20 protein-coding genes are annotated in these 20,692 nt (G+C 41.3%); 14 read left to right on the forward strand and 6 right to left on the reverse strand.

Annotated features, from left to right (window positions below; genetic code table 11):
• Window positions 1-62 precede the first annotated feature (62 nt).
• Together BDE36_RS17490 and BDE36_RS17495 are read left to right on the forward strand one after the other, a co-directional pair.
• Complete coding sequence (locus BDE36_RS17490; protein ID WP_235904271.1) at window positions 63-740, forward strand: hypothetical protein; 678 nt, start codon at window positions 63-65, stop codon at window positions 738-740.
• Between the two features lie 10 nt (window positions 741-750).
• Window positions 751-1,485 carry a hypothetical protein gene (locus BDE36_RS17495; protein WP_141815891.1) on the forward strand — a complete coding sequence of 245 codons (735 nt, stop codon included), beginning with the start codon at window positions 751-753 and terminating at the stop codon, window positions 1,483-1,485.
• 6 nt (window positions 1,486-1,491) lie between these two features.
• On the opposite strand, the gene BDE36_RS17500 is transcribed toward BDE36_RS17495, so the two are convergent.
• The gene (locus BDE36_RS17500; protein WP_141815892.1) at window positions 1,492-1,773 is read right to left on the reverse strand and encodes a hypothetical protein; all 282 of its coding nucleotides are present in this window, start codon (window positions 1,771-1,773) and stop codon (window positions 1,492-1,494) included.
• Window positions 1,774-2,180: 407 nt separating this feature from the next.
• Here BDE36_RS17500 and nirB point away from each other — a divergent pair, with 407 nt between their 5' ends.
• On the forward strand, window positions 2,181-4,694 hold the full coding sequence (nirB, locus tag BDE36_RS17505; protein ID WP_141815893.1) for a nitrite reductase large subunit NirB: 2,514 nt from the start codon (window positions 2,181-2,183) through the stop codon (window positions 4,692-4,694).
• A gap of 43 nt (window positions 4,695-4,737) precedes the next feature.
• Window positions 4,738-5,121 (forward strand): nitrite reductase small subunit NirD, encoded by a 384-nt coding sequence (gene nirD / locus BDE36_RS17510; RefSeq protein ID WP_128770165.1) that lies wholly within the window; start codon window positions 4,738-4,740, stop codon window positions 5,119-5,121.
• Window positions 5,122-5,596: 475 nt separating this feature from the next.
• On the opposite strand, the gene BDE36_RS17520 is transcribed toward nirD, so the two are convergent.
• On the reverse strand, window positions 5,597-6,247 hold the full coding sequence (locus BDE36_RS17520) for a Crp/Fnr family transcriptional regulator (RefSeq protein ID WP_244939625.1): 651 nt from the start codon (window positions 6,245-6,247) through the stop codon (window positions 5,597-5,599).
• 235 nt (window positions 6,248-6,482) lie between these two features.
• On the opposite strand from BDE36_RS17520, the gene BDE36_RS17525 reads away from it, so the two are divergent.
• Window positions 6,483-6,779, forward strand: coding sequence for a hypothetical protein (locus tag BDE36_RS17525; protein ID WP_128770163.1), 297 nt, complete (start codon window positions 6,483-6,485; stop codon window positions 6,777-6,779).
• Between the two features lie 20 nt (window positions 6,780-6,799).
• Here BDE36_RS17525 and BDE36_RS17530 read toward each other — a convergent pair whose 3' ends face one another.
• Window positions 6,800-8,296: an ATP-binding cassette domain-containing protein gene (locus tag BDE36_RS17530; RefSeq protein ID WP_141815894.1), complete on the reverse strand. Its 1,497-nt coding sequence runs from the start codon at window positions 8,294-8,296 to the stop codon at window positions 6,800-6,802.
• A 232-nt stretch (window positions 8,297-8,528) separates the two neighbouring features.
• On the opposite strand from BDE36_RS17530, the gene BDE36_RS17535 reads away from it, so the two are divergent.
• A complete protein-coding gene (locus BDE36_RS17535; RefSeq protein WP_128770161.1) occupies window positions 8,529-8,795 on the forward strand; it encodes a hypothetical protein in 267 nt (88 codons plus the stop codon).
• Window positions 8,796-8,800: 5 nt separating this feature from the next.
• On the opposite strand, the gene BDE36_RS17540 is transcribed toward BDE36_RS17535, so the two are convergent.
• The 3 genes from BDE36_RS17540 to BDE36_RS17550 are packed head-to-tail and all read right to left on the reverse strand — an operon-like array spanning window position 8,801 to window position 11,757.
• Window positions 8,801-9,385: a DUF4202 domain-containing protein gene (locus tag BDE36_RS17540; protein WP_141815895.1), complete on the reverse strand. Its 585-nt coding sequence runs from the start codon at window positions 9,383-9,385 to the stop codon at window positions 8,801-8,803.
• A 17-nt stretch (window positions 9,386-9,402) separates the two neighbouring features.
• Window positions 9,403-9,849, reverse strand: coding sequence for a DUF2147 domain-containing protein (locus BDE36_RS17545; protein ID WP_141815896.1), 447 nt, complete (start codon window positions 9,847-9,849; stop codon window positions 9,403-9,405).
• Window positions 9,850-9,900: 51 nt separating this feature from the next.
• Complete coding sequence (locus BDE36_RS17550; RefSeq protein WP_141815897.1) at window positions 9,901-11,757, reverse strand: sensor histidine kinase; 1,857 nt, start codon at window positions 11,755-11,757, stop codon at window positions 9,901-9,903.
• A 567-nt stretch (window positions 11,758-12,324) separates the two neighbouring features.
• On the opposite strand from BDE36_RS17550, the gene BDE36_RS17555 reads away from it, so the two are divergent.
• From BDE36_RS17555 to BDE36_RS17595, 8 genes are all read left to right on the forward strand, one after another.
• Window positions 12,325-14,172 carry a chloride channel protein gene (locus BDE36_RS17555; RefSeq protein ID WP_202618128.1) on the forward strand — a complete coding sequence of 616 codons (1,848 nt, stop codon included), beginning with the start codon at window positions 12,325-12,327 and terminating at the stop codon, window positions 14,170-14,172.
• 137 nt (window positions 14,173-14,309) lie between these two features.
• Window positions 14,310-14,936, forward strand: coding sequence for a TetR/AcrR family transcriptional regulator (locus BDE36_RS17560; RefSeq protein WP_128770156.1), 627 nt, complete (start codon window positions 14,310-14,312; stop codon window positions 14,934-14,936).
• A 68-nt stretch (window positions 14,937-15,004) separates the two neighbouring features.
• Window positions 15,005-16,267, forward strand: coding sequence for a TolC family protein (locus BDE36_RS17565; protein WP_128770155.1), 1,263 nt, complete (start codon window positions 15,005-15,007; stop codon window positions 16,265-16,267).
• Window positions 16,268-16,379: 112 nt separating this feature from the next.
• Window positions 16,380-17,417, forward strand: a complete 1,038-nt coding sequence (locus tag BDE36_RS17575) for an HlyD family secretion protein (RefSeq protein ID WP_235904272.1) — start codon at window positions 16,380-16,382, stop codon at window positions 17,415-17,417.
• A complete protein-coding gene (locus tag BDE36_RS17580; RefSeq protein ID WP_244939626.1) occupies window positions 17,414-18,364 on the forward strand; it encodes an ABC transporter ATP-binding protein in 951 nt (316 codons plus the stop codon). The genes BDE36_RS17575 and BDE36_RS17580 overlap by 4 nt, the downstream gene beginning before the upstream one ends.
• A complete protein-coding gene (locus BDE36_RS17585) occupies window positions 18,364-19,131 on the forward strand; it encodes an ABC transporter ATP-binding protein (RefSeq protein WP_235904273.1) in 768 nt (255 codons plus the stop codon). The genes BDE36_RS17580 and BDE36_RS17585 overlap by 1 nt, the downstream gene beginning before the upstream one ends.
• 20 nt (window positions 19,132-19,151) lie before the next feature.
• Entirely contained in the window at window positions 19,152-19,517 is a 366-nt protein-coding gene (locus BDE36_RS17590; protein ID WP_141815900.1) for a four helix bundle protein, read from the forward strand.
• Between the two features lie 8 nt (window positions 19,518-19,525).
• Entirely contained in the window at window positions 19,526-20,659 is a 1,134-nt protein-coding gene (locus BDE36_RS17595) for an ABC transporter permease (RefSeq protein WP_141815901.1), read from the forward strand.
• Window positions 20,660-20,692 lie beyond the last annotated feature (33 nt).

Below are 20,692 nucleotides of genomic sequence, written 5' to 3' on the forward strand. Positions count from 1 at the left end.
TTAATGTATTTATACTAAGTTACATACGTATTAGTACTTGCCATCTACCAAAGTCATCTAATATGAAAAAACATGTATACGCTTTTTCAATAGCGCTCATGTCCGTTTTGTCAACAAACGGGCAAGTTGTTTCGTCAGACAATCTGCTTCATCAAAAATCTGTCCAGCTCAATATAGGAACACAGGGTGCCGGACTTGAATTGAATTATAAGGTAATGCCAAAAACCTCTCTCAGGCTGGGAGCCAATTTTGTACCTCTAGCGGCTAACAACGTTTTTGAAATTTCCGGATTTAACTCCACTTCAAGAGTTGGAGTCAATTTTTATAATGCCCATTTATTTGCCGATGTTATACCTTTCAACAGGTTTAGGAACGTCCGTATAGTTGGTGGTTTTGGCTACTTTTTTAGAGCCGACGGAAACGCGAGGATAAACCCTACAGATAACTACACCTATGGTGATATTGTACTCACCAGTGAGCAGGTTGGCCATATCGACTTAGATATTGAATGGAAGGGTTTAGCTCCTTACCTTGGATTTGCCTTCGGTAATCTCTATCCAGGAAAAAGATTCAATGTAGGCTTTGATTTGGGTACCTATTATCTGAGCAGACCCGATGCCCGAATAACCGGCACCGGCATTTTAGAAGGGAATTCGACCCAGGAAAGCCAGCTGGAATCTAATATAAAAAATTATCGCTGGTTGCCTGTGCTGCAGTTGAACTTTAATTTTAAAATTTAATCGGGGAAATATGTCTGCTGTAAAAAAAGGAATAACGGTTTTTTGCATCCTCATCATTGCTGCATGCAAGAATCCTACGGAAGATTTGAAAATGGTAATCGACACCGATATTATTAAATATACCGCGCTGATACATGTTACTGATGGAAGTAACGGCGGGCCCGCGCCTGCAAATACCTCTATTTCTATCTCTGGGCCGGCCGCTTCAGATATTTACGAGGTGTCGGGAAAAAAAGAAATTCGTCTCAGCGCCGGAATAGTAACTATTGGATTAGGACCCGGACGCGTGCCGGATCGTGATAATCCTGCGAATATTACAGTTGAAATTACTGCCCCGGGTTACAATAAAGTAGCTAAACCGGTATCCTTTACTGCCACGAACGAACAGCAGATCGTAAATATCGGATTGATTAAAACTGGTTCTACAACACCTCCGGTAGTGGTACCACCTCCCCCTGTTTACAATTCTGTTACCTTGAACTTCACAGGAAAATGCTCTAACCGATCCGATATAGAGATAAGGCCGAGCATTTATGTCTTCTTTAGAAAGGCAGGAACGAACAGTGCTTTCCAGTACCTTGGTTATATGAATAAAGGAAATATAACTACAAAATATCTGGCACTCGGCGAAACCTATGAATTCCAAATCGCCTTTGGCGGCGAAAACTATGAAGTAACTCAGAAAATTGAAATGCCGAATTACTCCTTAACCATTGACATGGGTTCTGCCTGCGACAATTATTAGGTTGAATCAGAATTTTAAATTTGCCTTTACCCAGTCCCTAACGTCCTCCTGAGTCCTGACCTCCGGGGGTAACTTATCATGAATAAGTTTCTCCATCTTATTCCCAGTGTTTGAAAAGCGATAATCCCACAAGACCATTAGCTTGTTAATAAGGTATATAACCTCGTTGCCTTCATGGTGATCAAAAAGAGTACCGTCAAGCTTTCCGTGAATCCTTGAATCATTATTTAAATACGATGACCATTTATAGTCGTCGTAAAACAAATTCCGTTTTGAGAATAATATCATATTTCAATATATCCTGCTAAAGGTACGTTTATAAAGAATATCAGCAGCAAAATACTGCCTTATTTTTTATTACTTACAGGCCGTATTTTTTTGAAAAAACAGAACACTTTCTTTTCAAAACAACACATTTTTAGAAAAAAACCACAAAAACACTAGATACTTTCGGTAAAAAAGTATTTTTTTTCAGATAAACACCCAAAAAAACAAATTACTATATTAAAATCATATTTATTATGATAAATATCATATAAAATTATACAAACAATATCATTTGTAGTATATTTGGATTATATAAATCATAAAAATGCAGAAAAATTGATTTTTATATAGAATTAATGCAGAAATAATAACATAAATCCCAACATCATCATATAATCAGATCACTTTTCGCCATAAACATAACACAAATGAAAAAGACCACAATAGTTGTAATAGGAAATGGGATGGTTGGTTATAAGTTTTGCGAGAAACTAACAGCAAAGTCGGATGCCTTCCGTATTGTGATTTTTGGAGAAGAACCCAGAAGAGCATACGACAGGGTTCATCTCAGTGAATATTTCAATGGAAAGACGGCGGACGACCTTTCCCTATCATCGGAAGACTGGTACACGGGACAGGGAATCACCCTGCATCTGAATGATCCGGTAAAAGAAATAGACAGAGAAATAAAAACGGTTTACTCCCGCACCGGTATTTCCGTCAATTACGATTATCTGGTAATAGCTACAGGTTCATCCGCATTCGTCCCTGACATCCCAGGCATAGACAAGGATGGAGTATTCGTTTACAGAACCATTGATGACCTTGAACTTATTAAAGGGTATGCTACGCTTGTAAAAAACGGCGTCGTAATGGGCGGCGGACTGCTGGGTCTTGAAGCAGCGAAAGCATTGATGGATTTAGGCATTGAAAGAACACACGTTATAGAATTCGCTCCCCGTTTAATGCCCAGGCAAATTGACAGCGCTGGCAGCTCCATATTACAATCAAAACTTAAAGCCCTGGGACTTGAAGTTCATCTAAACAAAAACACGAGCAGCATCGAGGGGGATGATTGCATCCGCTCTATAAAATTCAACGATGAAACCGACTTGCCTGCCGACATCCTTGTTATCTCGGCAGGAATCAGACCCAGGGATGAACTGGCGAAACTTTCTGGTTTGGAAGTTAGCCCACGCGGAGGCATTATTGTAAACGAAAAAATGCAAACCAGCGATCCTTCCATCTTTGCCATCGGCGAATGTGCGGTCTTTGATCATACGATTTATGGATTAATCGCACCTGGATATGAAATGGCAGAGGTGCTGGCTGCGAATCTCTGTGGTGCCACCAAGGTTTTTTGCGGTTTCGACATGAGCACCAAATTGAAGTTAATTGGTGTTGATGTGGCGAGTTTCGGAGATCCTTTTGTTACCGAGCCCGATAGCCGTATCATAACGTTTGAAGATACTCATCAGGGCGTTTATAAGCGCATTAACATAAGTAACGACGGCCAGTATCTTCTCGGCGGCATCTTAATTGGCGATGCATCTTCTTATAATGTATTACTGCAAACGGTAAACAATAAGATTGTTCTACCTCCGAACCCTGAAGATCTGATATTGGGATCACGGGGCAGCTCCTCTTCTTCATCAGGAGGTGGCGTATCATCTCTCCCTGATGAAGCCTTAATCTGCAGTTGCGAGGGTGTAAGCAAAGGCGCCATATGTAACTCTGTATCAGAACTAGGTTGCGAAAGCGTCGACGCTATAAAGAAATGCACCAAAGCGGGTACAGGATGTGGCGGATGTTTGCCAATGGTGAAGGACCTGATGGTCCACACGCTGAAGTCTAAAGGAAAATACCTCCGGAATGTAATTTGCGAACACTTTAATTATAGCCGGCAGGAAATTTTTGACCTTATAAAGATTCATGAACTAAAAAGCTACAATGAGGTACTAGACACCCTTGGTAAGGGAGACGGATGCGAAATCTGCAAACCTTTGGTTTCGTCCGTTTTGGCCAGCCTCTGGAACGAACTGATCCTGAGAAGAGGAAACGACACCGCACAGGACAGCAATGACCGATTTCTGGCAAATATTCAAAAAGGAGGCTCGTATTCTGTAGTTCCTCGTATCCCGGGAGGAGAAATTACGCCTGAGAAACTTATTGTGATCGGGCAGGTGGCACAGAAGTACAACCTTTACACTAAAATAACGGGGGGACAGCGGATCGACATGTTTGGAGCCCATCTAAACGACTTGCCTTACATCTGGGAAGAACTTATTGCCGCGGGCTTTGAAAGCGGCCATGCATATGGCAAGGGATTGCGGACGGTGAAAAGCTGCGTGGGCAGCACCTGGTGTCGTTTTGGCCTGCATGATAGCGTCAGTTTTGCTATCCGTATTGAAGAACGTTACCGTGGACTAAGAGCGCCACATAAATTCAAATCGGCTGTAAGCGGATGTATCCGTGAGTGCGCCGAAGCGCAAAGCAAGGATTTTGGCATAATCGCAACCGAAAAAGGCTGGAACCTTTACGTTTGCGGCAATGGCGGAAGTAAGCCACAGCATGCACTATTGCTTGCCTCCGACATAGATAGCGATACCTGCATCAGATATATCGACAGGTTTCTGATGTTCTATATCCGCACCGCCGATCCGCTAACCAGAACTGCAACCTGGCTAAACAAGATGGAAGGTGGTATTGATTATCTAAGGAATGTGGTTATTAACGACAGCCTGGGTTTAGGAGAAATATGGGAAGCTGAGATGGAGGCTTTGGTAAGTGCCTACACCTGTGAATGGAAACAGGCTGTAGAGGACCCTCATATCAGAAAAAGATTTAGTCACTTTGTTAACGCCCCCGATGAAAAAGACCCTTCAATACAGTTCAATGAAATGAGGGGGCAAAAAAAAGCAGCCGACTGGCCTGTTGTGTAATCACCGCAATCAAGAGATGATATTAATCAATAAGACGAAAACAATGGAACAAAAGACAAAATGGTTTGCTGCATGCAGAGTAGAAGATGCAGTAGAGAACGGGGGTGTATCTGTAAAATACGGTCATGATCAAATTGCCCTTTTCTATTTTACACGCCGCAACGAATGGTACGCAACACAAAATGAGTGTCCGCACCGTAAACAAATGGCTCTGAGCCGTGGTATAATTGGCTCCAATGGCGACGAACCGAAGGTGGCATGCCCTTTTCACAAAAAGACGTTTTCTCTAGCAACCGGGGAGTGTACGAGCGGCGACGAGTGTTCTATAAAAACATACCCTGTTAAAGTGGAAAACGGCCTGGTTTATATAGGAACAGAACCTCTGCCTCATGCCTCCGGCACAAGAACCATGGCTGATCAATGTTAAAAACAATGAAACCATTCGCTGCTTTGTTGCGTAAAATATTTTTCAAAACATGCATTAAACTTATGAATCTAACATTCTCCACTGCCCTGATTATCTGTCTCTTTCTCTCTTCTGGAATAAAAGCTCAAACTCAAAAAGAGACCAAGGTTAAACCCGTTTTATTTGATGGATTTTTAGTAACAGGCTACGTTGACAACGGAGCTTACATCAACTGCACAGGCCCGGGTGTTAGATTCACAAAAAAGCCCGTTTCTGTCCTTCTGGGCTTTTTGCCAGGCCTAAGAATAAAAGAAGACAAGGTGCCAGAAGGCGCATCTAAGAATTCTGCTGTTACGCCTTCCCTCGGATTCGGACTAACAGCAGCATATAAACATCTTGCAATCCAGGTGCCCTTTTATTACACCAGTAAGACAGCTACAAAAGATGGTAAGTGGAATCCGGGAATCGGCATTGGCTATAAATTTCAAGAAGGTCTCTATTGCGCCTCTATCGTGAGATCGCGCAACTTCTCTTCATCTGTGATACGTATTTTCTTTCCTGTTAACGCAATTAAGTTCTCCTGTACCAGATCGTTCATCATTCTGAAAACAGTTTCGTAAGTGGCGCCTGCGAAAGCGGCCAGATCCTGCCTGCTAAGCTCAACGTTGATGCAATCTTCGTCGTCTGTCCCGAACAAGTCTTTCAAATGAAATAAAGCCACAGCCAAACGGCTTTTCACCGACATCAGGGCAAGATTCCGCATTTTCTTTTCAGATTCCTGCAGCTCATCCGCATAAAACATCATTAAATTAAATGCGAGGTCGTGGTTAACTTTTAAAGTCGACAGAAAGAAATCAATATCAATAAAACAGAGTGAGGTGGGTTCAAGTGCTGTAGCAGACACCGGATATACGGAACTTTTAGTGCTCAATCCACGGTGTCCAATAATTTTACCTTCGTTGGCGAAACGCACGATGAGTTCTTTGTCACCCCACTTTTTATGCACTTTAACGTTCCCGTTGTAAACGAAATATATCCCCGTTACCGGATCGCCTTCCTTTAAAATCAACTCTCCCTTCTTTGCGAGAAAATTTTTCCGGTGACTATCAATTGCGGGTTTCCACTCATTCAATGCCAGGCGGCACATAAAGCACTTTTGGAGATTACAGGGAGTGTTACAATTTTTCATTAGCTACAACACGGAAGGCCTTTACCATAATTAAAATCAATGCATCGGGATCACACATTACTTGTATTTCATTTAAGACGGCCAATATATTAAGGATCCTCGCTTTTCCCAAATATTTACCATCGAATATAGTTTTCAGAGAAGATATTAAACAGAAAAACAAACAAAACTAATAGAAAAGCATTACAGAATTATGGACAACAATGAAGCTTATTCCATTCTAAAAAACGCCGGAGAAGAACGGTGCGAAATCATTTTCAACCGCATTAGTGGCATACAGGTCCGTGTTATACCCTTAAAAACCATGGAACCGAATTTCAGTGATACTGAGGTTCATTTTTTCGGAGATTACCGGGGGACTCCTCTTGCCTTTGAAACAGTGGATTATAATGAACAGGGAATAGACATGGTAAGGGATGCGATCAGATGGTATGCTGAATATCGGGAATATCCTGAAATGGAAATTAAAAACATTGAGTTTAACCTGTAAGATCCCAGCCGTCGCTTCCTTTACGCTACAACTTTCCCGTCATTTAGCTTCAGGGTATGGTTTACGCTTTCTGGTATTTCATGCGGATAATGTGTTACGTAAATAAGTCCGACGTTACTGTACTTACAGATCTCATCCACCACTTTTTTAAAATGCTCTTGCTGATGCGGGTCTAAACCCTGGCATGGTTCGTCAAATATCAGCAACGGTGGATTCTTAACCAGAGCGCGGCAGAGCAGGCACAGACGCTGCACGCTGGCAGAAACGTTCCTAAATTGCTTCTGAGCTGATGCGTCGATTTCCAAAAGTTCCATCCAGCGTTTACTGATTGAAGCCTTAAAGGGATCCGAAGGCCTGAAAAGGCCCAGTGTATCGTAAAACCCTGACTCAATTACCTGGAGGCAGGAAGATGATACCGGAAAATATTGAAATAGCTCGGGGGAAACAAAGCCAATCTTCTTTTTAATATCCCATATACTTTCGCCACTGCCTCGCTTTCGGTCGAAAAGAATAATATCATTCGCGTAAGCCTGTGGATTGTCTCCATTAACAAGGCTTAATAACGTTGATTTTCCAGCTCCGTTTGGCCCCAGCAAAGCCCAGCGCTCGCCTGACGCCACAACCCAGTTTACGTGATCAAGAATAAGTTTATCCCCGTACCTGATCACGATATCTTTCATTTCCAAGAGGGTTTTGTGAGTCTGCGCTACATGGATCGCAAGAAGCCGGTTCAGCTCATCTGCATCTATCTGAGCTGTTTCAGGATAGCTCGCCTGAGCAGCATCAAAGTATTTTTTCTGTTCTGCTTTGATAACCTTCCGGTCCTGGAGAATAGCAACATTTGTAATTACATCAGGAATTTCACCCGGTGGGGTGGCCATAACAATATGGATACCCGAATCCGCAATTTCGGAGAGCAAATAATTTAAGTCTTTCCGCGACTCCGCATCCAGTCCCGTAAAAGGGCTGTCAAGCAATAGTAAGACGGGATTTTTTAAGAGTGCGGCCGCGAACAGCAACCGTTTGGTTTCTCCATTGGAGAGTTTTATAAGCTGCTTACCGAGCAACGGCGTTAATCTCAACCGTTCTGTTACCCGACTGTAAGTCCACACAACCGGTGTATTTGATTTTATCGAATGAAGATACTGCTCTACGGTTTCTACATCTTCTGAGTCGGCAGAATTAAACCGCTGCTGATAATAAAAGCTGCTTGTGTTCGAAAGGTTCCTGAAATGATGCCTGGAAGAAACCAGTGCTATTAACTTTTGCCTGTTAAAAAGAGGGTCGGCTATTTCAAAACGACTAACGTACTTATTAAAGAAAGGGTATTTGGCCTCACCTCCCGATATATGAAACTTTCCGGCTATCGTTTCCAAAAGCGCTGTTTTACCCGAACCACTCGGACCCACAAGAGCCCATTGTTCGCCTTCATGTATATCAAAACATAAATCGCTGAAAAGGATCGAAGTAATACTGCGTACCGTTATACCTCCAAAAGAGAGAATTAAACTATCCATATTATTCTATTACAAAAGGAGAATTATTTACAACAGATTTCTCCGTTGAGGTGTAAAATAATATTTTTTTGAGAAAGCCGCTATAATGAATGATTCTTTCACTGAGGTACTATTCCGTTCCACACCATAAACACCTAAGCATCAAAAAATTAAACAAAAAAAACTCAAACTATATTTTTACAATAGCGTTTACTTATCACTAACTAATTTGTACAATTATAAATCGGACAAAATGGAATTGTTCATTTTACTTCATTCAGATGTATATGAGGCATCTGACGGAAAAATAATAGCCTGCTCTTTGTTTCGCGAGAATCTGACAGAGCGGATGAATAAAATAGCGGAAGCAGAGAACCAGAAAATATTAGAATTTGCAAGTCTCAACGAAACCGCATCTCCGCGGCTGTATATTTATAATGAAATTGAAGACAGCTGGATAAAGCGGAATGGCAGAAGCTGGACAGAACGACTGAGCATAGAAAGATTCGACATGATTTGATAGTGCTAAATTAACTTCAGCGCTTCATTTATATAATTTTGTCCTTCAGCAGAAAACTTTAGCGATAGGGCATGCTGATGTCCTTTCCAGTCCATTTTTAATAGTGACTTCCTTAAGATGTTGATGACTTTCTCCGGAGAATGTTTGGGGTAAAAGTCTTCATATTGAAATTGCAAAAACACCAGGCATAAAGCATTCTCAATAGTTTGCACTTCATGATCTACTTTTATCTTTTGTTTCAGAATAATCTGGCGTACCCTGGAGGTTGTTTCTGTTCCGAAACCTGCTTCAACCATAAGTTCCGTTGATTTTTCTGCATGAAAAAAAGCCAACTCACGTCGCCATCTCAAGTAAGCTTCTCTACCTTCTGGATAACTGTCCCGCGGCATCTCCCATCTTCCTATATGCTGGCTTCTTGAGGCAAGGAGCAGTTCTTCGCTGGCGTTGGGCTCGAGTTTCAAGACCCACTCGTACAACCTTAGCGCTAAAAAATATTCCTGGGGGTAGGTTTTCCCCTTCCAGATAAAAATATTGGGATCCTTTTTATTGTAGGCGTCAAATAGTGTAAATGCTTTTTCGAGTTTATTCATAAACCAATGATTTCTTATCAGTTATTCACTCTTTCCCACACTGTGCTCTTTCCAAAGGCAGAAATACCCACATATCCGCGTAACACGAGTGATCCGTCTTGTAACTTTATGATGCTGCTATACGTTTTACCGGTTCTGGGATCATAGATCTTCCCTCCGGTCCACTCTCCTTCCTCATAGGTAAAATCCTTTAACAATACGATGTTCAAAATCGTTCTCTTCCTTAACTGTTCATTTGGATTCTTGGTATCCTTTTTCAGAGTTCTTCCGTCGGCTTCGTACACCTTCTTTCCCCATATGAGTTTTCCAAAATACCTGTCTCCCGACTTATAGATCTCGACCCTGCCATCCTTTTCAGCAGTTAACCAGGTGCCTGTAATGTCGTCTGCATCCTGGGCAAAACCGGCCTTAAACAAGGCGAGCAGTATTATTATGAAAAAAGCTTTGTTTCTTTGTAAATGCATATTTGATCACGTTATTTACTGTTAACGCCCTTGTGATACTTATGTTGCTGATTAATTCTTAGGAATGTAAACGGCAAAGGTGGATCCAACATCGGGCTGGCTTTCAATCTGCACCCACCCTCCAAGGCTTTCGGCCTGAGTTTTGACAAGATTAAGGCCCATGCCTTTACCGGGAATTCCCTGGGAATGAAAACGGTTATAAAGCCCAAAGACCTGATCGCCATATTTTTCCAGATCTATACCCATTCCATTATCTTTTACGGAGAGGCAAAGATTGCTTCCGCTGACACAGGTACTTAAGTGTATGGTTAACTGTCTTTTCTCTGACCGGTATTTAATGGCATTCGAAAGTAAGTTAAACATTATACTGTAAATGAAGCTCCTTACGCTTTCTATCCGTTCGTTGCCGGTAAAATCAAAAGTTATTACAGCCTGGCTATCGGCGATCTCTTTATCGAGCACCTGCTTGATAAGCTCGAGTTCTACGCTAAAAATAATCTCCTCTTTTTTTGCCTTTATTCCCTGATCGCCGTTTGAAAGGATCGTGTTGAGATCTCTAACGACATTGTCAAGGTTTGTAGCTTCGTCGCAGATATACTTTATTAGCTGTTGATTAAACTCATTGCCATTTACTTCATGTTCAAATAAAGAGGTTAAGCCCAAAATCTTTGCTATAGGAGACCGGAGGTTGTGAGAAATAATATAAGAAAACTGCTTCAACTCCATGTTTCGCTGAACCAGATCCGATGTCATTTTGCTGCGCTCCTCTTCTGCCCTCTTTCTCTCGGTTATATCCAGCCCCATGCCGAATATGCAGGCCTTACCAGCAAACGAGGCGGCTTTGCCGTTAAAATAATACGGTATCTGCGCGGCAGATTTAGTTAACAAACAGGTTTCCGTCTCGCCCGATCCCACCTCAAATATTTCCTCAACTTTCGCTAAAACAGAGGACCGGTCGTTCTCACAAACCATATCGAGGAAATGAATTCTGCTTATTTCCTCGCTTGTATATCCAGATATTAGTTCCAGATTCTTGTTCCAGTAAAGAAAGTATCCTTCATCGCTAAGACAATAAAATATCCCAGGGAGACTATTTATGATGGACTTGGATAGCTCTTTCTCTTTTTCAACAGCCAGTTGAGCATGCTTCCTTTCTGTAATATCGTTAACTATACCTTCGACCCTCGTAAGTACTCCTTCGGCAATAAAGGGGACAACTTTAATTTCAATCCAGCGAATTGATCCATCGCTTCGAATGATACGATATTCGGAAATTGTTTGCTTCCCCTCATTGAGTAACACGTCGTCTTTCAAGACGATCCACCGGTCATCGGGATGAATTACTTCAAACCAAAGTCGGCTGTTGTTAAAAAAATCGGAAATAGAATACCCGTAGATTTTCTGGCATCCTACCGATAAATGGATATACTCGTTCCTTAGTACATCTCTGGAGTAGAATCCCTCGTTGACCGTATTGAAGAGCCTTGTTATTTCCTGGTGAGCAAGCTCAAGTTTCTTTCGTGCAAGCACCTGCCCGGTAACATCAACAGCAAAAATAAGGACCTCATCGACAACATTCTTTATTACTTTACAGGGCTGCACCACGATATTCATTACTGTTTCAACTGCATCTACCTGGTTACAATCGAAAGTAAAATACATCTCATTGGCAGAGGAGCGATTTCCCGTGGCATAAACATTACCAAGCAATTCTAAAAAAGGTATTCCATCTGGCCCCTGAAATATTTCATTGGCCTTACGGCCAACAATATCCTGTTTGCCGGTTAACTCCAAAAACTTAAAGTTGGCCATTTGGAACAGGTGGTCAGGACCCTGGACAACGGCGATAGGCGAAGGCACCTGCATCAATAAATTCATATTGTGCTGATTTTCTATCTCGTTTGTCATCTTTTATTCGTCCTTTATTCTGCTACCTAAGCATCTTTACCCGTTCCATGGATATCGTTTGCAAGGGATCATTCCCTTTAACGAAAAAAAGCGTGATAAGGTTGCGGTGCAGAGCAGCATTATTAATGGACCCGTTTCTACATCACAATTTTGAGTTCACTGAAACTTTAGCCCATTTTATATGTTCTAAAATAAAAAAAAACCTACATATGAAGTCAGCGCATTTACATTTATTTCTTATTAGTTTTATTCTATTCTTGTCCAGTTGCGAATTAGTCGGCGATATATTTAAGGCCGGCATGTGGGCAGGAGTCATTGCTGTAGTATTAGTGATTGCTCTTGTGATCTGGATCCTTAAGAAGATCTTCTGACCGCAGGGATAGCTTGATTGAATTGACCGAAGTATTTCAAAGCCGTTCTAATTTGCCTCCTGATCTGGTATTAAAGTGAAGGTTATATTAAACGGCTTAAGTTTTATTTCAGCGGATAACTTATTTTTGTACCCAAACCGAGCTCATACTGCCTGGCAGGCCGCTTTGATTTACCACTACAAACATATTTATACTGTTGAAAAGATTTAACACAATAAAGAAATACCATAGTTTTCTACGTTTCAGGAGGGATTTCACCAAGTATAGCCTAAAAAAGGTCAGAAGCTTTGACATTTTCATACACTGGCTTAAAAGCAAACTCAGCAGAAATCAGTTTTTATTGCTCTCTGGCATCCTGGTAGGAATAACTGCGGGCTTTGCCGGCGTGATTCTCAAATTACTTGTAAGTAATATTCACTACTTTATAACAGGTAAGGTTCATTTTACAGATCAAATTTTCTTTTATATTGTTTTCCCTTTCCTTGGTATTGTACTCACAACCATTATTGTGATCTTATTTTTTAAGGGCCAGGACAGGAAGGGGATTCCGGCAATTCTTTACGAAATAGCACAGAACTCAAGTCTGGTGTCCTCAGTTAAAATGTATTCTCAAATTATACAAAGTGCTGTAACAGTAGGGCTCGGTGGATCGGCGGGTCTCGAGAGCCCAATAGCTGTAACCGGAGCGGCTATCGGATCCAACTTTGCTAAGACCTACGAACTTGATTACCGTAACAGAACTTTATTGCTCGCCGCAGGAGCAACAGCGGGTATTGCTTCTGCATTTAACGCCCCCATTGCGGGCGTAATGTTCGCCTTCGAAATATTGCTTACAGGAGTAGTGTTTACTGATTTTATTCCCCTTGTCGTTGCTGCTGTCTGCGGGAGTTTAATTTCAAAAATTATACTAAAGGAAGACGTATTATTTCATTTCCAGGCTAGAAATGAGTTTAACTACAATAACATTCCTTTTTACCTTATCCTGGGGATAGGTTGTGGCTTATACGCCCGGTATTTCGTAGTTGTATCATCCCGGATAGAACACTTTTTTTCTTCCATAAAGCTCTCTAAGCTCAAGAAAGCAATGCTGGGAGGAGCTATACTTTCGTCTTTATGTCTTCTTCTTCCCCCACTTTTTGGCGAAGGCTATCAAACGATCAAAGATATCACCAGTGGCCAGATGTTTAAAGTACTTGAAAACAGTTTCTTTGGTTACCTCAGCTACAATAACTGGATTATTATCCTTTTTCTCGGTTTAATCTGCCTTCTCAAAGTGTTCGCTACCGCCGTCACTATTCATGCAGGCGGTAACGGAGGCAATTTCGCGCCCTCTCTGTTTGCCGGTGGAATCCTGGGATACTTTTTTGCCAGCCTCTTTACTCAATTGGGAATTGAAAATGTGCCCGACTCTAATTTAGTGCTTGCTGGTATGGCGGGTGTAATGAGCGGCGTAATGTATGCACCGCTTACTGCAGTCTTTCTGATAGCAGAGTCCAGCGAGGGCTACGACCTTTTTATCCCATTAATGATCGTTACCGTAATTTCGTATCTAATATCAAGATGGTTCTCACCTATTTCTCCTGACTTGAAGGAAATGGCAAGTAAAGGCAAAATATTTACGCGGGAATACGACAGGAATCTGTTATCTCTTATACATACCTCCCACCTTATAGAAACAGGCTTCCAAACAATATATACCGGGGCATCATTTGCAGAATTACTTGAACTGGTAAAATATGGCAAAAGGAATATCATTGCAGTCATTGATGAAACCGGCAATTTGAAAGGTACAATTACCATCGACGACCTCAGACCTTATATGTTTAACAATGAATCAGTGAATTCTTTAACCATCAGAACGCTCACCAAGGCACCTGCTGCTATTATTAATTCTGAAAAGGACATTTTCAGTGTAATAAAGCTCTTCGATGAATCAGGTTCATGGGAACTCCCCGTTACCAACTCTGAGGGCCGATTCATGGGCTTCGTATCAAAGTCAAGTATCTTACTGAAATACAGAGAACTGCTAAAGGGGTATTCTTAATCTTTCTTTTCCGAAATGCAACTTCAAAGTCGGTATCGAGAAATCATTTTGCAAGTATTGATATTTAATCATTTGTTTAATATTTTTGATTAAACAACATAAATCTTACTATATTTGTTGCCCGATACTATACTACGATGGCAAATACGAAGGCTTTAACCGAAAGATCAACGGAAGAAAAGATTAAAGAAGCTGCACGAAAGGTGTTTACTCAAAAAGGTTATGCTGCCACGCGGACCAGGGATATCGCGGAGGAGGCTGACATCAATCTTGCTCTGCTTAATTATTACTTCAGAAGTAAGGAAAAGCTATTCAATCTTATCATGTTTGAAAGTTTTGGAACCTTTATTTATGGATTGAAAGAAGTATTAAATAACCGGACCACGTCGTTAGATGAAAAGCTGGTCGATATTGTAAATCACTATATCGATATGCTTACCGCCAACCCGGATCTTCCACTGTTTATAATGAGTGAGATCAGGACTAATTCCGATCATCTCCTTAGTAATATAGTTACCCGCGACTTTATTCTCGACTCTTACTTTTTTGAACAGTATCAGGAAGAATCAGCTGCAAGTCAGAGAGAACCCTTGAACCCGCTGCAGCTAATTATGACTATTGTTGGAACAGTGGTATTTCCTTTTATTGCCAGTCCCCTGATAAAGAAGCTGGGAGATACTGACCAGGAAGGCTTTGACAAACTGATGCAGGAACGCAGAGAACTGGCGCCAAAGTGGATAAGAGCAATTATTAATACAGGTTAAAAAAAATTTGCACCGCCGTTGATCAAATGATTAAAACCACTGATAAAAAACAATCAAACTGTGTACACATGAAAGCAGTATATCTTTTCGCAGCGTTCATCATTCCCATTAGTCTTCACGGCCAAAACAGCCGATCACTCAAAATTGAAGAATGTTACGTTCTCGCGCGCGAGAATTATCCGCTAGTCAGACAACACCTGTTGATAGAAAAAAGCAATAACTATACAATAGAGAATATCGCTAAAGGTGCTCTTCCTCAAATTAGCGTTAGCGGACAAGCCAGTTACCAGTCTGATGTAACCACTCTTCCAATACAGCTTCCAGGCATGAATGTTCCGGCCATGAGCAAAGACCAGTACAGGCTGACTGGAGAAGTAAGTCAGCCACTTACGGACCTGATCACAGTGAAGCAGCAAAAAGAACTACAGGAGATGAACAGGCAGGTCCAGACGCAAAACCTTGAAGTGGAATTATATAAGATTAAAGACCGCATTAATCAGCTTTTCTTCGGAATTCTGCTTATCGACGAGCAGCTGGTTCAGAATAACCTCACTAAAAAAGACATTCAGTCGGGTATTAATAAAGTGAGCGCTGCACTTAGAAATGGAACTGACTTCAGGAGCAGTCTTGATAAACTAAAAGCTGAAATGCTTAAGGCACAACAAAGAGATATTGATCTTAAGTCGTCGAGGAGTGCTTATACAGCCATGCTTGGCTTGTTTATCAACCAAACACTTAATGATAGTACCAAATTTGATAGACCAGAAGAAATAACATCTATTGCAAATGTTAACCGTCCGGAAGTTACGGCCTACGACTTTCAGAAAAAAACATACGATTTACAGAACCAGTTACTAAATACAAGATCATTGCCGAAATTCTCTTTGTTTTTTCAGGGCGGATTGGGAAAGCCCTCACCTGTAAACATGCTTAGCAATGAACTATCGGGGTATTATCTGGGTGGCTTAAGGCTTAACTGGTCGCTTTCAAGCTTCTATACTCTCAAAAAAGAAAAGAAGATCAATGATATTGCGAAGGAAGCAGTTGAAGTACAACGCGAAACGTTCCTGTTTAACACAAAGCAACTTCTCCGTCAACAAAATGAAGAAATCAATAAAATACGGAAGCTTATCAATACTGACAGACAGATCGTTGATCTCCGCAGCTCTGTAAAAACCGCTTCCAATGCGCAGCTTGAAAATGGAGTGATCACCGTAAATGACTACCTCAGGGAAGTATATGCCGAAGAGCAGGCCCGACAATCAGTTTCGCTTCACCAGATACAGCTGCTTATGGCACAATATAATTATAGAACAACTTCTGGTAATTGAAAACAATGGACAGTTGATAATGGACAGTTGATAATGGACAATTGATAATGGACAAGAGACAAGGGATAATGGATAATGAAATTCAGAATAAAAAAGATTAAAGCAACACGTCATGAATAATAACAACGATAAATTACTACGCAATGGTTTAAAACCATTACGGCTATTTGTTGATCTGATATTCACAAAGGATATGGGCAGATTGATTACTCGGGGAACCTTTTCTTTCACTGTCCCTTGTCAATTGTCAATTGTCAAATTGCCTATTCTTCCTTACCTGATCTGTTTTGCTCTCTTTACCGCTTCGTGCGGCACAGAACCTGAATACGACGCATCAGGCACTTTTGAAACGGAAGAAACAATTATATCAGCTGAAGCTTCGGGCACCTTGAAATCATTCGTCGTTGACGAGGGACAAAAGCTAAAAGAGGGTGACCTGATAGGTTATATCGATACTCTTCAGCTATATCTTAAAAAGAAACAGCTGAAGAGCCAAATTGCATCGACACTTTCGCAATTGCCGGATGTGTCGACCCAGCTTGCGGCATTAAAATCACAATTGAAGACAGCCGAAAGAGAAAGGAAAAGGCTTGCAAACCTTGTAAAAGCTGATGCAGCAACGCAGAAGCAGTTGGACGACGCTGATGCTCAAATAGATTTGATAAAAAAACAAATTGCGGCACAGAAATCGTCACTCGGTATTACTACCAAAAGCATTAACCGTCAAATTGCTCCATTGGAAGTTCAAATTGAACAAATAAACGATCAAATCGCGAAAAGCAATATCGTAAATCCTGTTAACGGCTCTGTTCTAACTAAGTATGCGGAAGAAAAAGAAGTGGTGTCGGCAGGAAAGCCCTTGTACAAAATTGCTGACCTTTCAAGTCTCATTTTAAGGGCATATATCACAGGAGATCAATTACCAGCGATAAAACTAAATCAAAAGGTAAAGGTACTGACCGACAAATCGAAAGACGAGTATAAAGAACAGGAAGGCATTATCACCTGGATAAGCGACAAAGCGGAATTCACGCCGAAAACCATTCAGACGAAAGACGAACGTGCGAATCTGGTCTATGCCATAAAAATAAAAGTTAAAAACAATGGATACCTTAAGATTGGCATGTACGGTGAGGTAAAGTTTGAATGATGAATGCAGTTATAGTTGATAGCATTATTAAAACCTACGGCAAAGAGAAAGACCTAGCTGTCAGCAATGTGTCATTCGCTGTTAAGAAAGGTGAACTGTTCGGACTCATCGGTCCCGACGGAGCGGGGAAAACAACTCTTTTCCGCATATTAACTACTCTTCTTATCCCCGACAGCGGTACGGCAAGTGTAGATGGTTTTGATATCGTAAAAGACTTCAGAAAAATAAGAGACCGTGTTGGCTATATGCCTGGAAAGTTCTCTTTATATCAGGATTTAACCGTCAAAGAAAATCTCAGTTTCTTTGCCACGGTTTTTGGAACAACTATCAAACAGAACTATGAGCTAATTAAAGATATCTATACCCAGATAGAACCTTTCAAGAATCGGCGAGCTGGGAAATTATCGGGAGGTATGAAACAGAAGCTGGCTCTATGCTGCGCGCTGATCCATAAGCCATCCGTTCTTTTCCTCGATGAACCAACAACAGGTGTCGATCCCGTTTCGAGGAAAGAGTTCTGGCAGATGCTAAGGCGGCTCAAAGAGCAGGATATTACCATTGTTGTTTCTACTCCGTACATGGATGAAGCGACACTGTGCGATAGGATCGCGTTAATTCAGAACGGACGCATTCTTTCCGTCAATCCACCAGAAGAAATTATACACTCCTATCCAGATTTACTATACGCGGTTAAGTCTGAAAATATATATCATCTGGTAAACTGCCTTAAAGATTATGAAAATACTATCAGCGCCTATGCCTTTGGTGAATATGTCCATTTGGCAATCAAATCAGGAGTGTCGCCACGCCATCTGGCTATGAATGAAAAAGACCAAAAAATAGATGACATAGAACAATATCTTTTGAGGAATGGCTTTAAAAACGCCGTGGTTAGAAAAACGGAGCCTACAATCGAAGACTGTTTTATAAAATTATTGTCCGATTAATGAACCAGCAAATAAAAATGGCAGATCCGCAATTCTCGATTCAGGCCGAGAAACTAAGCAAGCACTTTGGTCATTTTACTGCCGTAAATGAAATAACATTCAATGTCGTTAAAGGAGAGATCTTCGGTTTTCTCGGCGCAAATGGCGCGGGAAAAACCACCGCTATGCGCATGCTTTGCGGGCTTTCAAAGCCGTCCTCCGGCAAGGCGCTGATCGCTGGCTTCGACGTATATAAGAACACAGAGGACATAAAAAGAAACATTGGTTACATGAGCCAGAAATTCTCTCTATACGAGGATCTTACAGTGCTCGAAAACATCAGATTTTACGGCGGCATTTACGGTTTGTCAAACGAGCAACTGAAAAACAAAAGTGAACAACTTATCACCCGCTTGGGACTGCAACAGGAGGCTAAAAAACTGGTGTCATCTTTGCCTCTGGGCTGGAAACAAAAGCTATCCTTCTCGGTGGCTGTCCTGCACGAACCGCAGATCGTTTTTCTTGATGAACCAACAGGAGGCGTAGATCCCGTGACCCGCAGACAATTCTGGAATCTCATTTACGAAGCATCAGCCCGGGGTATTACCATTTTCGTGACCACTCATTATATGGACGAAGCTGAATATTGCAACCGGATATCAATTATGGTTGACGGCAAGATAGAAGCCCTGGATACTCCTGCTAATTTAAAACAGCGGTTTAACGTCCCGTCTATGGACGATGTATTTTACCAATTGGCCAGAGGAGCCCAAAGAACTGACAACTGATAACTACAAATCAAAAGGCAATGAAAGCTGTATCCCCCACTATAGAAAAGAACGTTGTTGCTTCAAAATCTGTACTATTTGCACTGAAAATAATGCGTCTATACGAACAGTTGTGCAGCAAAGGAACAGACCGGTTATTAGCAACACATTTACTGCAAAGCGGAACCTCTATCGGGACTTTGGTGAGGGAAGCCGAGTTAACAGAGTCAAAACCTGAATTTCTCGACCTGATAAACATGGCACTAAAAGATGCGCAAACAGCAGCCAGGTGTCTGCTTCTTTTAAAAGAGGGAGATTATATACATTCCTTAGAGTATGACAAACTAAATGCCGACTGTGATGAGATAACAACGCTACTAACGGAGATAATCGATCAATTACAATAAATCAGACAATGAAACAATCGTCAGATTCTATTTTTAGTTCGCAATTTTTCTCTTTCGTAAGAAAGGAATTTTATCATGTAATGCGTGATAAAAAAACGCTGCTCATTCTGTTCGGAATGCCGGTAATGCAAATCCTCATCTTCGGTTTTGCCCTGACCAATGAAGTGAAAAATTCCAGAATAGTTGTGGTTGACTATGCAAGGGACCTGGCTTCGCAACAAATTACGGCAAGAATAGAGGCAAGCCAGTATTTTGATATCGAAAAAACTATTCTTGACCAGAAACAGATTGAATCGGCATTTAAGAACGGAAAGATAAAATTAGCCCTGATATTCCCGGAAAAGTTTAACGACGAACTGCTGCATCAAAACAAAGCCCAGATACGGGTAGTAGCTGACGCTTCCGACCCGAACATTGCGAATACGCTTACTAATTATGTGACATTAATCGTTCAGGACTATCAAAATGAGCTGAATAAGAATATATCACTTCCTTACAGAATTGATACAGAGGTGCGAATGTTGTATAACCCACAGCTGAAGGGCGCTCACTCATTTGTCCCGGGAGTGATGGCTTTGGTACTGATGCTGGTTTGTGTAATGATGACAGCAATCTCCATTGTTAGAGAAAAGGAAACAGGAACCATGGAAATATTGCTGGTCTCACCCTTTAAGCCTTTTCTTGTAATTCTTTCTAAGGCTGTACCCTATTTGATACTCTCCCTTATAAATGTAGTTTCTATACTTCTGCTAAGTGTATTTGCACTTGACCTCCCTGTGAACGGCAGTGTACTGTTGCTCTTCGCTGAAAGTACCCTGTTTATTATCACCTGTCTTAGCCTGGGAATATTCATTTCTATAAAGTCGGCTACCCAGCAGGCAGCTATGACCATCTCGTTAATGGGGATGATGCTACCTACCATTATGTTCAGCGGCTTCATGTTTCCTGTAGAAAATATGCCGGTCCCACTGCAGGTAATTTCGAATATCGTACCCGCCAAATGGTTTTATATTATCGCAAAATCGATCATGATAAAGGGTCTTGGAATTACAGCGCTATGGAAAGAAACACTTATTCTGGCTGGGATGACCGTCTTTTTGTTAATAATAAGCTTAAAAAGCTTTAAAATCAGGCTTTCTTAAATGCATTCATATCAAGTCTCTATAAATATTGAA

It is taken from the genome of Arcticibacter tournemirensis (assembly GCF_006716645.1).
In the GTDB taxonomy this organism is placed as follows: Bacteria; Bacteroidota; Bacteroidia; order Sphingobacteriales; family Sphingobacteriaceae; genus Arcticibacter; species Arcticibacter tournemirensis.